The 12,619-nt window shown below is 67.5% G+C and carries 12 protein-coding genes and 2 pseudogenes; 10 read left to right on the top strand and 4 right to left on the bottom strand.

The window, feature by feature from the left end; genetic code table 11:
* Positions 1 to 21: 21 nt before the first annotated feature.
* From BKE09_RS21600 to BKE09_RS21585, 4 genes are all read left to right on the top strand, one after another.
* Complete coding sequence (locus tag BKE09_RS21600; protein ID WP_240502971.1) at positions 22 to 603, top strand: hypothetical protein; 582 nt, start codon at positions 22 to 24, stop codon at positions 601 to 603.
* Between the two features lie 94 nt (positions 604 to 697).
* Positions 698 to 1,228 (top strand): nuclear transport factor 2 family protein, encoded by a 531-nt coding sequence (locus tag BKE09_RS21595; protein WP_075677972.1) that lies wholly within the window; start codon positions 698 to 700, stop codon positions 1,226 to 1,228.
* Positions 1,229 to 1,277: 49 nt separating this feature from the next.
* Positions 1,278 to 1,904, top strand: coding sequence for a hypothetical protein (locus tag BKE09_RS21590; protein WP_075677970.1), 627 nt, complete (start codon positions 1,278 to 1,280; stop codon positions 1,902 to 1,904).
* 82 nt (positions 1,905 to 1,986) lie between these two features.
* The gene (locus tag BKE09_RS21585) at positions 1,987 to 2,379 is read left to right on the top strand and encodes a diacylglycerol kinase (RefSeq protein WP_012511296.1); all 393 of its coding nucleotides are present in this window, start codon (positions 1,987 to 1,989) and stop codon (positions 2,377 to 2,379) included.
* A gap of 50 nt (positions 2,380 to 2,429) precedes the next feature.
* Here BKE09_RS21585 and BKE09_RS21580 read toward each other — a convergent pair whose 3' ends face one another.
* The gene (locus BKE09_RS21580) at positions 2,430 to 3,350 is read right to left on the bottom strand and encodes a M14 family metallocarboxypeptidase (RefSeq protein ID WP_006371858.1); all 921 of its coding nucleotides are present in this window, start codon (positions 3,348 to 3,350) and stop codon (positions 2,430 to 2,432) included.
* A gap of 145 nt (positions 3,351 to 3,495) precedes the next feature.
* On the opposite strand from BKE09_RS21580, the gene BKE09_RS21575 reads away from it, so the two are divergent.
* From BKE09_RS21575 to BKE09_RS21550, 6 genes are all read left to right on the top strand, one after another.
* A complete protein-coding gene (locus BKE09_RS21575; protein ID WP_075677968.1) occupies positions 3,496 to 4,149 on the top strand; it encodes a DUF3348 family protein in 654 nt (217 codons plus the stop codon).
* Between the two features lie 10 nt (positions 4,150 to 4,159).
* Positions 4,160 to 6,424, top strand: a complete 2,265-nt coding sequence (locus tag BKE09_RS21570) for a DUF802 domain-containing protein (protein ID WP_075677966.1) — start codon at positions 4,160 to 4,162, stop codon at positions 6,422 to 6,424.
* On the top strand, positions 6,421 to 7,059 hold the full coding sequence (locus tag BKE09_RS21565) for an OmpA family protein (RefSeq protein ID WP_014037471.1): 639 nt from the start codon (positions 6,421 to 6,423) through the stop codon (positions 7,057 to 7,059). The genes BKE09_RS21570 and BKE09_RS21565 overlap by 4 nt, the downstream gene beginning before the upstream one ends.
* Complete coding sequence (locus BKE09_RS21560; protein WP_239530108.1) at positions 6,977 to 7,417, top strand: DUF2894 domain-containing protein; 441 nt, start codon at positions 6,977 to 6,979, stop codon at positions 7,415 to 7,417. Before BKE09_RS21565 ends, BKE09_RS21560 begins: the two co-directional genes overlap by 83 nt.
* A gap of 267 nt (positions 7,418 to 7,684) precedes the next feature.
* Entirely contained in the window at positions 7,685 to 10,003 is a 2,319-nt protein-coding gene (locus tag BKE09_RS21555) for a TonB-dependent receptor (RefSeq protein ID WP_075677962.1), read from the top strand.
* 21 nt (positions 10,004 to 10,024) lie between these two features.
* Positions 10,025 to 11,485 (top strand): esterase-like activity of phytase family protein, encoded by a 1,461-nt coding sequence (locus tag BKE09_RS21550; RefSeq protein WP_075677960.1) that lies wholly within the window; start codon positions 10,025 to 10,027, stop codon positions 11,483 to 11,485.
* A gap of 64 nt (positions 11,486 to 11,549) precedes the next feature.
* On the opposite strand, the pseudogene BKE09_RS23795 reads toward BKE09_RS21550, so the two are convergent.
* The 3 genes and pseudogenes from BKE09_RS23795 to BKE09_RS21545 all read right to left on the bottom strand — a co-directional run.
* A pseudogene (locus BKE09_RS23795) lies at positions 11,550 to 11,669 on the bottom strand (transposase); the annotation flags it as partial.
* Between the two features lie 28 nt (positions 11,670 to 11,697).
* Positions 11,698 to 11,817: pseudogene (locus tag BKE09_RS23790) on the bottom strand (transposase); the annotation flags it as partial.
* A 176-nt stretch (positions 11,818 to 11,993) separates the two neighbouring features.
* Positions 11,994 to 12,440, bottom strand: a complete 447-nt coding sequence (locus BKE09_RS21545) for a transposase (protein ID WP_075677958.1) — start codon at positions 12,438 to 12,440, stop codon at positions 11,994 to 11,996.
* Between the last annotated feature and the right edge of the window lie 179 nt (positions 12,441 to 12,619).

Raw genomic sequence — 12,619 nt, 5'->3', positions numbered from 1 at the left:
TGTGGCCTGGTCATGGCCTGCATGGCCCTCGCGACGGCGGCGGCGGCCGCATCACCGGCTGTAACGACCGGTGATCGCAGCCAGGACTTCGTGCAGACACAGGCGATCGCCGCGCGCTGCCAGAAGACGCTGCCCGGCCTGGAACTGCAGTTGCAGGAGGGCCGCCAGCACTGGCTGTCGACACTCGGCGCCGCACAACTGCAGGCCGCCGAGGTCTATGCCAGCAGCAAGGAAGGCAAGGCGCTGGAAAAAGGCGTGGAGCGGGATGCCTCCCGCGCCTTCGGTCGCAATCCCCTGTCCGCCGCAGCGACCTGCGTTGGCCTGCTCGCCGAGTACGGCCCGGCCCATCCGCTGCCTGCCGGCACGGCAATGCCGGCCGACCGGGTGCAGCACTACATGCTGCACTTCGCGCCGATGGCGCTGGCCCGGCTGCAGTGCGCGCGCCTGGAGGGCATCGACGTGGCAGCCCAGCCCGATGGCTCGGAAACCTGGCAGTACCGGGCCTGTGGCCGGACCGAATCCGTTCGCATGGCCCCGCTCGGGCAGAGCTGGTCGATGAGCGATGCGGACCGTAATCGCCTGTTCGACGCCCTGACCCGATAGGTCGGACCGCATTCCACGGGGACACAAGGACGATGTTTCCACTCGCCTACACGCGGTGATGCGCCGGCGCCACCTCACTCCTCCCCAGGACCCCATGATGCCCAACGCACGTGCACGCTTCGCCGCCCTCGCCGTCTTTCTTCCGGCGTGGTTGCCGGTCTACGCCGCGCAGAACGCCCCCGCCGACGTCAAGGCGATCGAACAGGTGGTCGAATCGTTCCGCACCTCGCTGATCAACAAGGACAAGCCGACCTACATGGGCCTGTTCTTCTCGGACAAACCGGAAGACATCGGCTGGCAGTACGTCTCCGAGGATGTGCGCCTGCAGGACATCCGCAAGGCCAAGCCCGATGCGATCAAGGCACGGCAGATTCCCGCCAACAACTTCATCGCACTGATCGACGGGGCGGTGGCCTCGCCGAAACCGAAGGAGGAGACATTCTCCAACACGAAGATCGAGACGGATGGCGATGTGGCCTCGGTATCGTTCGACTACAGCTTCCACGACGATGGAGTGAAGACCAACTGGGGCAAGGAAATGTGGCAGCTGATCCGCACCGAACAGGGCTGGAAGATCTTCTCGGTGATCTATTCGATCCGCGATTCACGCAGCCCGGCCGAATGAGTGATCTGTCAGACTGGTCCACACCGTTCGTCCACACCCGCCAGACCCGATGACCCGGATTGCCGACCTCAGCGCCGACCAGCTCGCGCACCATGCCCTCAACATCTTCATCGCCCAGGGCCGTCACGTGGAAGGCGCCCGCGTGATCTACCGGGCGCTGCAACTGGACCCGCATCATCCCGGTGCGCTGCGCTGCCTGAGCGATTTCCTGGCCCACGAAGGCACCGAACCGTTCGCAGCGGCCACGCTGGAACACGCCCTGTCCGGTGCCGTTCCACTGAATGACGATGCGCGCCGGATGCTGGATGACCTCCGTTTCCTCGACATCTGGTCCTGGGGATTCTCACGGCACGTCTCCGGCGAAGCCAACCTCAGCGGCGACGCCTTCCAGCAGCGCGAGGACTTCGTCTTCGATGGGCCGGCCTATGCGGCCTTCCTCAACACGGTCACCGAGCCGGCCGGTTCATTGCAGGGTGCCTTCCAGGCGGCCATCCGCATCTGCGGGTTGATGTCCGGCCTGCTGCGTCATGCGGAGAAGGACAATCCGGCGTTCGATGACGTGCTGCGATCCTCCGCCTTCGTCGAGACCGAGGCGTACCCGGCATGGCTGGCCTCGCCGACGGATGATCTGGATGCCCTCGACCAGGCCATCCAGGCGCAGCGCCAGGCCGGCTGAAGGAAAATCCAACGGGCGTCCGACGCTTTCCCGACGCCCGCCTGCACATCCTGTCGTGAGGTCAATTCATGGCAGGACCGGCATGCAGCCACCTCACCCCAGGGACAGCGGCAAGTACCCGCACGGCAAGACCGGGATTCGCCGCATCTTCCATACGCTGATCCATTCGCGCGATGGCTTCATCGCCACCTTCCGTGGCGAAGCGGCCTTCCGGCAGCTGTTGCTGCTGCATGCACTGCTGATCGCCACCGCGTTCCTGCTGGACATCAGCCGGGTCGAACGCGCCGTGGTGCTGGCAGTCTGCTTCATCAGCCTGCTGGTGGAACTGCTCAACTCGGCCATCGAAGCGGTGGTCGACCGCATCTCGCTTGACCACCACCCACTGTCCAAGAACGCCAAGGACATGGGCAGCGCCGCACAGACCACCGCACTGCTGATGGTCGGCACAGTGTGGGGGGTGATCCTGCTGGGCTAGCGCACGCCCGAGCCGCCGGGCATGACCCGGCGCGCCCCTGGACGGAGGTATTACTGCGTGGCCAGGGCGAAATCCAGACCCGCGCAGACCGCCGCCACCTGGGCGTCGTTGCATTCCTGCGGGTTGGTGCGCGGGCTATCCGGGTAGACCTCGGTGGTGGTGGCAAAGCGCGCGTCGGTGAAGCCGGCGCAGGCGCCGATCGAGCGCGATTCACCCCAGACCACGCCCGGCGACTGCAGCGGCAGGCCGACCAGGTTGCCTTCGGCGTCGGCCGGGGCGATATGGGTGACCGGGGCCACGGCGGTGATCAGTGCCTTCTGGAATTCGGCCTGCGGATCTTCGCTGTTGCCGATCACGTAGAAGCCATCCGGAATGGTGTCGCGCTCGAACGGCTTGCCGTCGCGCGCGCAGCGGGCCGGATCGAACTCGTGCAGGTCGCTGTCGGTGGTCTCGTGCAGGTCCAGGTGCACCAGCAGGTTCGGCTTGCGCTCGGCCACCCAGCGCATCAGCGCGGCGGCTTCCTCGATCTGGCCGCCGTCACGGAAGCTGCGGTTCGGGTCGATGGCATCCGGGTTCCAGCGCTGGATGCGCTCGTAGCCCCACGGGCTGACGCACGGCGCCACGATCAGGTTCAACCGGCCCAGGTAGCGCTCGGCCTGCTGTTCCAGGAACTGCAGGGCGCCATGCACGCCGCTGGTCTCGTAGCCATGCACGCCGCCGGTGATCAGCGCGGTCGGCAGCGCCGGGTTCCAGTCGTGGTTGACCACGGCGAACAGCGGGTAATGGTCCGGCGCGTAGTCGAGCTGGCCGTACTGGATCACGTCGAAGCTGTCGTCCAGGCGTTCAAGCGCGGCCACCACGTCGTCGTGGTAGCTGCGCTGGCGCTGCTGGCGGGCCCGCCACTGTGCGCGTTCCGCGTCGCCCCAGGGCTGTCCGGGGGTGCCGATCGGGTAGAACTGCGCAACAGTCATTGGGTACTCCAAGGGTCGAACGGATGGGTGCAGCCGGACATTCTAAGCCCTGTCGCGCCTGCGGGCGCCCTCCCCCCGGCCCCGCCTTCATCCAGGCCGGGTCATCTGGTTGTAAAATCAACGGTTTTTGGCCCCTCACCCCTTGATGGCGAAAGCAGCGCAGCCGGTCCTGGGTGGACCGGAATTCCTCCGCCTGCTCGCCCGTCTCAGCGACGGCGCGATGCCGGCCAGCAGTCCCGCCCTGACCGATCGCCTCGGCCAGTGGGTGGACTGGAGCCGTGCCGTGGCCCTGTCCGGGGCGCTCGGCGGACGCCTGCCCGAGCCGGGTGAGGCCGCCGAAGCGGCCGGGGATGTGCTGGACGGCTGCGCCCAGGCCCATGCCAGCCTGCTGGCCTCGATCAGCGAGGATGCCGAGGCCGAGCGCCTGCTGGACCTGGCCGAAGCCGCCGCCACCCCCAACTTCGCCTCGCTGCGCCAGCGCTACCGGGTGCTGCAGCAGGCCATCCAGACCGCCACCGGGCGCCTGCGCGGCCGCCTGCGCGACCAGTTGGTACAGGTTTCACCCGAACTGGCACGGCTGGCCGAGGTCGATGCGGTGATGGAACAGACCCTCACTCCGCGCGAGCACAGCCTGCTGGCCACTGCGCCGGCGGTGCTCGGCGCCCGTTTTGAACGCGTGCACGGCCAGCCCGGCTGGCGCGCGGCCTTCCGCCATGACATGCGCACCCTGCTGCTTGCCGAGCTGCAGCTGCGCTTCCACCCGATCGAAGGGCTGCAAGACGCCCTGCGCTCCCACTGACCGGAACACCATGTCCAGAACTGCTTTCCATGTCGTTGTTTTCCTTGTCGGCCTGCTGGCCGTGTGCTGGATCGGCATTGGCTACTTTTCGGTGCATCCGTTGGGTGCAGCGGTGGCGGCGATCATCGCGGCCTGCTACATCGCCGGTGGCGTGGAGCTGTACCGCTACCGCCAGGCCAGCAACGGCCTGCGCAGCGCACTGAGTGACCTGTCCAGCGCGAAGGAAAGCCTAGCCCCCTGGCTGGAGCGCGTGCCGATGGGCCTGCGCAACGCCGTGCGCCTGCGCGTGGAAGGCGAACGCACCGCCCTGCCCGCGCCGGTGCTGACCCCGTACCTGGTTGGCCTGCTGGTACTGCTGGGCATGCTCGGTACCCTGCTGGGCATGATGGACACCCTGCGCGGCACCGGCCTGGCCCTGCAGAGCGCAACCGACATGGCCGCCATCCGCGGTTCGCTGGCGTCGCCAGTACAGGGCCTGGCGGTGGCGTTCGGCACCTCGATCGCCGGTGTTGCCAGTTCGGCCATGCTCGGCCTGCTGGCGGCGCTGCTGCGCCGTGACCGCCTGCAGGCCGTGCAGCAGCTGGACCGTGCCATTGCCGGCGACCTGCACCCCTACTCGCAGGCCTGGCAGCGCGCCGAATCGCTGCGACTGTTGCAGGCACAGTCCGCCGCGCTGCCGGCGCTGGTCGACCGCCTGCAGGCGATGACCAGCACCTTCGAACAGCACAGTGCGGCCGCCAATGAGCGTCTGCTGGCCGGCCAGGCCGAGTTCCTGACCCAGAGCCAGGCGCTGCAGGAACGCCTGGCCGTCTCTCTGCAGCAGTCGCTGCGCGAAGGTGCCGAGGCCAGCGCCGCTGCCATCGGTGGCGCGCTGCAGCCGATGGCCGAAACCACGCTGGCCGGCCTGGCCCACCATGGTGAGGCACTCCATGCCCGTGTCGAGCAGGCGGTGCAGCAGCAGTTGTCTGGCCTGAGCGACGGTTTCGAGCGCAGCCGCGTCGCCACCGAAGCCAGCTGGGCCAAGGTGGTGAACGAGCAGACCCAGGCACAACAGGCGCTGGTGAGTGATCTGCGTCAGCACCTGCAGGCCTTCAGCGATGGCCAGGGCACGCAGGCCGAAGCACTGGTCGCGCGCATCGGCGAGCGCCTGCAGGCCGATGCCAGCGGCAATGCCGAGACCTGGCGCGCCGCCGCCGAACAGCAGCAGGCATTGAATACCGCGCTGGTCGAACGCCAGCAGCAGGCGTTGCTGGACGCCAGCGAGCATCTGGACGCGCGTGCGCAGGCGCTGCTGCAGTCACTGGAACAGCACCACAGCGCCAGCCAGGCGCTGCTGCAGGATCACGAACTGCAGCGTTCGCAGCAGTGGCAGGCCGCGCAGGCCGCCACGGCCACCGCGCACGCCGAACTGCAGGCCAGCCTGGACAGCCGCGAGCAGCAGCGCCAGGCGCGCTGGGATGCGGTCAGTGCCGAACTGCAGCAGGCCCACGCCGCGCTGCAGGCCCAGCTGCAGGCCGGCGACGAACAGCGCCTGCAGCGCTGGAGCGATGCCCTGCAGCATGTTTCCACCGATCTGGCCGAGCGCCTGCAGGCCAACGGCGAACGCCTGGCCACCCAGCAGCAGCAGGTCTGCGACACGCTGGCGGCAACCGCGCAGCAGATCGGCGAGAACGGTCGCGCCCAGGCCAGCGCCACGCTGGCGGAAGTGTCCACCCTGCTGCAGACCGCCGCCGCTGCGCCGAAGGCCGCCGCCGACGTCATCAACGAGCTGCGCAGCACGCTCTCCGAGAGCCTGGTGCGCGACAACGCGATGCTGGAAGAGCGCGGCCGCCTGCTGGCCACCGTGCAGACCCTGCTGGATGCGATCAACCATGCTTCGCACGAGCAGCGCACCGCGGTGGACGCGCTGGTCGGCGGTTCGGCCGAGCTGCTGGAACGCGTCGGCAACCGTTTCACCGACCATATCGCCGCCGAGACCGGCAAGCTGGATGGCATTGCCGCAGCGCTCAGCGGCAGCGCGGGCGACGTTGGCCAGTTGGCCGGCGCCTTCGGTGAGGCGGTCGCGCAGTTCGGCAGCGCCTCCACCGAGCTGTCCGGCCGCCTGGAACAGATCGGCGGCGCACTGGATGCCTCGCTGGCCCGCAGCGACGAGCAGCTGGCCTACTACGTGGCGCAGGCGCGCGAGGTGGTCGACCTCAGCCTGCTGTCGCAGAAGCAGGTGATGGAAGAACTGCAGCAGCTGGCCACGCGCCGCGGCAAGGCCGGCAGCGCATGAGCGACGAGCTGGAGGTCGATGGCGGTTCGCACGCCCCGATCTGGGCCGCCTTCGGCGACCTGATGTCGGTGCTGCTGGGTGCGTTCGTGCTGATACTCGTCGGTGTGGTCGCCGTGCAGCTGGAGCTGTCGCAGCGGCTGGACCAGGAAGTGAAGCAGCGCCAGGCCGAAGCCAAGCGCCTGCAGACCCTGGAACAGGCGCTGGCCGGCCCGTTGGCCGCCGGTCGCGTGACGCTGGTGGATGGCCGCATCGGCATCAGTGGCAGCGTGTTGTTCGCGCTGAACTCCGACCAGCTGCAGCCGGAAGGCCAGGAGCTGCTGCGCAGCCTGGCCGCACCGCTGGCCGCCTACCTGGGCACGCGCGAAGAGATCCTGATGGTCAGCGGCTTCACCGATGACGCACCGGTGCGCGAAGGTAACCGGCGTTTCGCCGACAACTGGGAGCTGTCGGCGCAGCGATCCCTGACCGTGACCCGCACCCTCATCGCCGATGGCGTACCGGCCGACGCGGTGTTCGCCGCCGCGTTCGGCAGCGAGCAGCCGGTCAGCTCCAATGCCAGCGAAGACGGCCGCGCGCGCAACCGGCGCGTGGAAATCGCGCCGATTCCCAAGCCCAAGGCCCCGGATGCCAAGTAAGCCGCCCGCACTGGAGGGCCTGCGCGCACTGGTGCGCGACCTCGACGCGGGGTCGCGCTCGCTGCCGCATTACCCGCACGTGCCGATGCTGCAGCAGGTGCAGCGCGAATGGTCGGAGCTGCGCAGCGAGCTGCAGGTACGCCGTTCGCTGCGCACCGAAGCCCCGGCCGACGGCGGCCCGTTGAACTCGGCGGTGTTGGTGCAGCGCATGCTGGACACCATGCAGGCAACCAGCCCCGGTTACCTGCGCCACTTCATCGACTACGTGGACACCCTGTCCTGGTTGCAGGCGCTGCAGGATGGCGCCTCCAGCGGTGGTGATACCGCGAAGCCGAAGCGCACGCGCAAGCCGCGCTGAACACCGATTGGTAGTGCCGGCCGCTGGCCGGCAATTGATTGATAGCCGCAGGTTCATCGGGCTGCCGGCCAGCGGCCGGCACTACCCGTCCTGGTAGGCGCCTCACAACAACTGAACATGTCACCAGACAGTCATCTGTCTAGCGCACCATTTTCACGTTGACCCACGGCGCATGAAGCGCCACCGGTCGCATCGGTTGTCTCCCCTTTTGAACGCCATGAGCTCCGCGCCCGTGCGGTGGCTCGTGCCTGCCTGAGTGTCCGTAACATGACGAAGACTTTGTTGGCCGCTGCGCTGTCGATCGCGCTCGCTCCTGCGGCCTGGGCGCAGGATGCTGCCCCGACCTCCAGCACGCCCTCCGCCACCACCCTCGATGCGGTCTCGGTGATCGGCAGCGGTGAAGCGCGCCAGGTGCAGCGCATCACCCGCGAGAACCTCGACATCCTGCCGCCGGGCACCAGCCTGCAGAAGACGCTCAACCTGCTGCCGGGCGTCAACGCGCAGTCGGCCGATGCGCTGGGCACCAACGAGCAGTCGATGACCCTCAGCCTGCGCGGCTTCAACTCCACCCGCCTCGGTTACACGCTCGACGGCGTGCCGCTGGGCGATGGCGCGTACAACAACTACAACGGCCTGACCATCAACCGTGCGCTGATCAGCGAGAACATGGCCGGCGCCGAACTGGCGGTGGGCATCGGCAGCCTCGGCACGCCGTCCACCAGCAACCTCGGCGGCACGATTTCCTATACCTCCGACCGCCCGGCCCAGGAACTCGGCGGCCGCGTGGTGCAGACCTTCGGCAGCGATGCCAACCGCCGCACCTTCGTGCGCGTGGACAGCGGCGAGTACAACGGTTTCTCCGGCTACGTCTCCGGCATGAATGCCGTCTCCGATCTGTGGAACGACCAGACCGCCTACAACAAATCCACCACCAAGCAGTTCAACGCCAAGGGCGTGTGGAACTTTGGCCGCGGCCAGATCACCGGTTTCGTCGATACCTCGCGCACCACCCAGGCCGACTACTTCTACCTGTCCAAGGACGAGATGTCGCGCGGCCTGGGCTGGGACTGGGGCGGCTACGCGCCGGACTGGAACAAGGCGGTGGCCAAGGCCTACTGCAACACCGCCAGCTTCAATGCGAAGAAGTGCGACAGCAGCGGCCCGGACAAGGACGCCGATGGTGCCTTCACCGCCGGGCAGATCCTGCGTGACGACAACCTGTACTACCTGGCCGGTGATTTCTTCCTGGCCGATGGCTTCAGCCTGCGCGCCCTGGCCTACCACCACGATGACCGTGGCGAAGGCCACAACTGGAACAGCGGCGCGTGGTCGAACAAGGGCACCGCGCAGGAGATTCCGATCATCTTCCGCAACACCATCTATACCATCGACCGCGACGGCGGCACGCTGTCCTTCGACTGGGAGCTGGGCGCGCACCGCATCGAAGGCGGCGTCTGGTACGAGCGCAACACCAGCAGCGCCGAGCGCTACCAGACTGCCGTGGACGGCCCGCGTGACCTGAGCGGCATGAATACCCTGCCCTCCGATGTGGGCGTGTTCGCCCAGCGCACCCGCTGGAAGACCCACCAGTTCTTCCTGAAGGACACCTGGCGCCTGCTCGATGATCGCCTGACCCTGGAGTTCGGCGCCAAGAGCCCACACGCCACCTCCGATGCACAGGCACTGCCGGGCGACGCGAAGACGCCGATCTCGCCGACCTCGAACAACCAGTTCGCCACCGGTTCGTTGAAGGCCAGCAAGAATTTCCTGCCCAGCATCGGCGCGAACTTCCGCCTGACCGAGCACCACGAGATCTTCGCCAGCTATGCCGAGAACATCGCCATGTTCCAGGGCGGCTTCAAGCTCGGTCCGCAGGCGGTCAGCCAGGCGACCTGGAACGCACAGGGCAACCTGAAACCGGAGGAGTCGCGCTCACTCGAAGCCGGCTATCGCTTCGTCACCGATACCGTGCAGGCCTCGATCGCGGCCTACAGCGTGCGCTTCGACAACCGCCTGCTGCAGTACAACCCCTGCGATTCGCGGCAGCCGGTCGGCCCGACCTGCGGCAACCGCTTCTACAACGTGGGCGGCGTCGACAGCCGCGGTGCCGAGCTGACCGTGCTGTGGACCCCGAACGAGCACTTCAGCTGGTACACCTCGGCCTCGCTGAACCGTTCGACCTACGCCTCCAACTACGTGCAGGCCGGTGTCGAGCAGCAGATCAAGGGCAAGATCCAGACCGATACGCCCAAGCAGCTGCTGGCCACCGAGATCACCTGGCGCGACAACGGCTGGTTCGCCAGCCTGCGTGGCAAATACACCGGCGAACGTTTCTACACCTACACCAACGACCAGGGCTTCGGCGGCTTTACCGTGTTCGATCTGGCCGGTGGCTATGACTTCGGCCAGGTCGGCTTCGCCAAGGGCATGCGCCTGTCGTTCAACGTGACCAACCTGACCAACAAGCGCTACGCCAGCAACCTGGATTCGAGCGTGTTCGCGCCCAGCGACCCGGCCGGCAAGCTGTACGTGTTCCATGCCTCGGCACCGCGCCAGGTGTTCGGTACGATCGACCTTCGCTTCTGATCGACCGCCCGGAGTCCACCGATGTTCGCGACCGCCCTGCTGCTGGCCACCCTCTCCGCCAGCGGATACTCCGCTCCGCACGAGGCCGCTGGCGCACCGCCACGCACCCTGCAGTTGGGCGGTCGTACCTACGTGGATAAAGGCCTGGTCGCCGCCGGGCGGCTGCCGGCGGGCACGGTGGACTTCCTCGGCGACACGCTGGGCTCGTTCTCGTCGCTGGCGGTGCAGCCCGGTACCTGGAAGCGCACCACCAAGGGCTACGAAGGCGTGCTCTGGACACTGCCCGACCGCGGCCGCAACGACCCCGAGGCCGGCCTGTTCTACGACTACGCTGGACGCGTGGAGCGCATGCAGCTGCGCATCGACATTGCCCTAGGCAAGCCCGGTGCTCTCGGCACGCTGTTGATGGTGCCGGACAAGGGCGTGGTGCTGAAGGACTTCAACGGTCAGCCGTTCACCGGTGCCGACCCGCGGGACCACACGATCACGCAGCGCGAGGTGGTGCTACCCTCGCCCGCCAGCGGCGCGGGCGCGGGCAAGGTCTCGCTGGATGCCGAGTCGCTGCAGTTCACCGCCGATGGCCATTTCTACATCGGCGACGAGTACACCGCCAACGTCTACTACTTCGATGCGCAGGGTCAGCTGCAGGGCGTGATCGTGGCACCGCCCGCGATCAGGCCGCAGCGCGAGGGCAAGCCGGCGTTCGGTTCGCTGGCGCCACCCCAGACCGGCCGACGCAACAACCAGGGCGTGGAAGGCATGGGCCTGTCACCCGACGGCACCCGCCTGTTCGTCGCCCTGCAGAGTGCCACGCTGCAGGACAGCGCACAGGGCAACGCGGCGGGCCGCATCAATACCCGCGTACTGGTCTACGACGTGACGGCCTCGCCGACGCCACAGCAGCCGATCGGCCATTACGTGATGGCTCTGCCCGCCTACGCGCACGACGGCAAGGGCAAGCTGGACCGCACCGCCGCGCAGAGCGAACTGCGCGCGCTGGATGCCCACCGCTTCCTGCTGCTGGCTCGCGACGGCAACGGGCTGGGCAAGGATGGCGACGACCCGATCGTCTACAAGTCGGTGCTGCTGGTGGATGTGGCCGAAGCCAGCAACCTGGCCGGCAGCACCTACGAAACCGGCACGGCCTCGGTGCTGGCTGATCCAGCGGATACCACGTTGAAGGCAGGCATCGTGCCCGCACGCAGCGACGAACTGCTGAACCTGCTCGACCGCCCCCAGCTCGCGCGTGCCGGGCTGGACCTGGACACCAAGCGCGGCCCGCATGCCGGCCTGCTTTCCGAAAAGTGGGAGGCCATGGACGTACTGCCTGCGCTGGACCCGCAGCATCCGAACGACGTGCTGCTGCTGATCGGCAACGACAACGACTTCATCGCCCGCAACTGCCGCATGCAGGGCCAGCCCTGCGACAGCCCGTACGACAACGACAACCGCGTGCTGGTCTACCGACTGACCCTGCCTTGACTGCAACGGGCATTGCCGCAACCGTCTCGCTCGAAAGCCTGGTAGTGCCGGCCGCTGGCCGGCATCACGCCCAGACCGACCACGCATGCGGGTACTCGCCAATCTGCCCAGCAAGACCAGCGCGCACCGGATTCCCGAGGATGTACAGGGCTTGCCGCGCCAGCGACTCCTCAGCCCTCAACGCAACGAGTAGTGCCGGCCGCTGGCCGGCATCACGCCCAGACCGACCACGCATGCAGGTACTCGCCAATCTGCCCAGCAAGACCAGCGCGCACCGGATTCCCGAGGATGTACAGGGCTGGCCGCGCCAGCGACTCCTCAGCCCTCAACGCAACGGGTAGTGCCGGCCGCTGGCCGGCATTACGCCCAGACCGACCACGCATGCGGGTACTCGCCAATCCGCCCAGCAAGACCAGCGCGCACCGGATTCCCGAGGATGTACAGGGCTGGCCGCGCCAGCGACTCCTCAGCCCTCAACGCAACGGGTAGTGCCGGCCGCTGGCCGGCATTACGCCCAGACCGACCACGCATGCGGGTACTCGCCAATCTGCCCAGCAAGACCAGCGCGCACCGGATTCCCGAGGATGTACAGGGCTTGCCGCGCCAGCGACTCATCAGCCCTCATGGCATGATCGAAGTAGCCAGACTGCCAGATCGTACTTCGACGACCCTGTAGGCGATTCAAGGCAAGCGCGCTCGACGACTTCATTCGGCGTGCAATGTCTGGAAGGTGAGCTGCACGCAGCTCGAACATCCAGTGGAGGTGATCCGGCATGACGACCCATGCGAGTGACTGCACCAGCCCCCGCCGCTCGATGTAATGAAACTGGTCGATTACACATGCCACTGCAGCTTCGCTTTCAAAGAGCCGGCGGCGCAGATGTGTAGTCGTTGTCAGAACGTAGACCTGACCGACAATGGAACGCCGGCCCAGGCGGAGGCGATGGCTGCTCATGCCCCATGGTGGAGCGATCGTTGCGCGTTGAACGTCAGGCCACGCCTCGAGGGGTGTTCGGAGTTGTCTGAAGTTGAATGAGGTTGCCGGCCAGCGGCCGGCACTACCAGGGAAGTTGGATTGCCGGCCAGCGGCCGGCACTACCGACACTTGCAGGTTGCCGGCCAGCGGCCGGCCCT

This window comes from Stenotrophomonas sp. TD3 (genome assembly GCF_001939825.1).
GTDB lineage: Bacteria > Pseudomonadota > Gammaproteobacteria > Xanthomonadales > Xanthomonadaceae > Stenotrophomonas.
Note: the sequence above shows the minus strand (reverse complement) of the source record. Positions and strands in the feature narration are given on the sequence as shown.

Bases quoted from the DNA above. Each gene is read 5' to 3' on its own strand.
- BKE09_RS21580 (WP_006371858.1), bottom strand. From the start codon at position 3,350: ATGACTGTTGCGCAGTTCTACCCGATCGGCACCCCCGGACAGCCCTGG.
- BKE09_RS21595 (WP_075677972.1), top strand. From the start codon at position 698: ATGATGCCCAACGCACGTGCACGCTTCGCCGCCCTCGCCGTCTTTCTT.
- BKE09_RS21555 (WP_075677962.1), top strand. From the start codon at position 7,685: ATGACGAAGACTTTGTTGGCCGCTGCGCTGTCGATCGCGCTCGCTCCT.
- BKE09_RS21550 (WP_075677960.1), top strand. From the start codon at position 10,025: ATGTTCGCGACCGCCCTGCTGCTGGCCACCCTCTCCGCCAGCGGATAC.
- BKE09_RS21590 (WP_075677970.1), top strand. From the start codon at position 1,278: ATGACCCGGATTGCCGACCTCAGCGCCGACCAGCTCGCGCACCATGCC.
- BKE09_RS21570 (WP_075677966.1), top strand. From the start codon at position 4,160: ATGTCCAGAACTGCTTTCCATGTCGTTGTTTTCCTTGTCGGCCTGCTG.
- BKE09_RS21585 (WP_012511296.1), top strand. From the start codon at position 1,987: ATGCAGCCACCTCACCCCAGGGACAGCGGCAAGTACCCGCACGGCAAG.
- BKE09_RS21565 (WP_014037471.1), top strand. From the start codon at position 6,421: ATGAGCGACGAGCTGGAGGTCGATGGCGGTTCGCACGCCCCGATCTGG.
- BKE09_RS21600 (WP_240502971.1), top strand. From the start codon at position 22: ATGGCCCTCGCGACGGCGGCGGCGGCCGCATCACCGGCTGTAACGACC.
- BKE09_RS21545 (WP_075677958.1), bottom strand. From the start codon at position 12,440: ATGAGCAGCCATCGCCTCCGCCTGGGCCGGCGTTCCATTGTCGGTCAG.
- BKE09_RS21560 (WP_239530108.1), top strand. From the start codon at position 6,977: ATGCCAGCGAAGACGGCCGCGCGCGCAACCGGCGCGTGGAAATCGCGC.
- BKE09_RS21575 (WP_075677968.1), top strand. From the start codon at position 3,496: ATGGCGAAAGCAGCGCAGCCGGTCCTGGGTGGACCGGAATTCCTCCGC.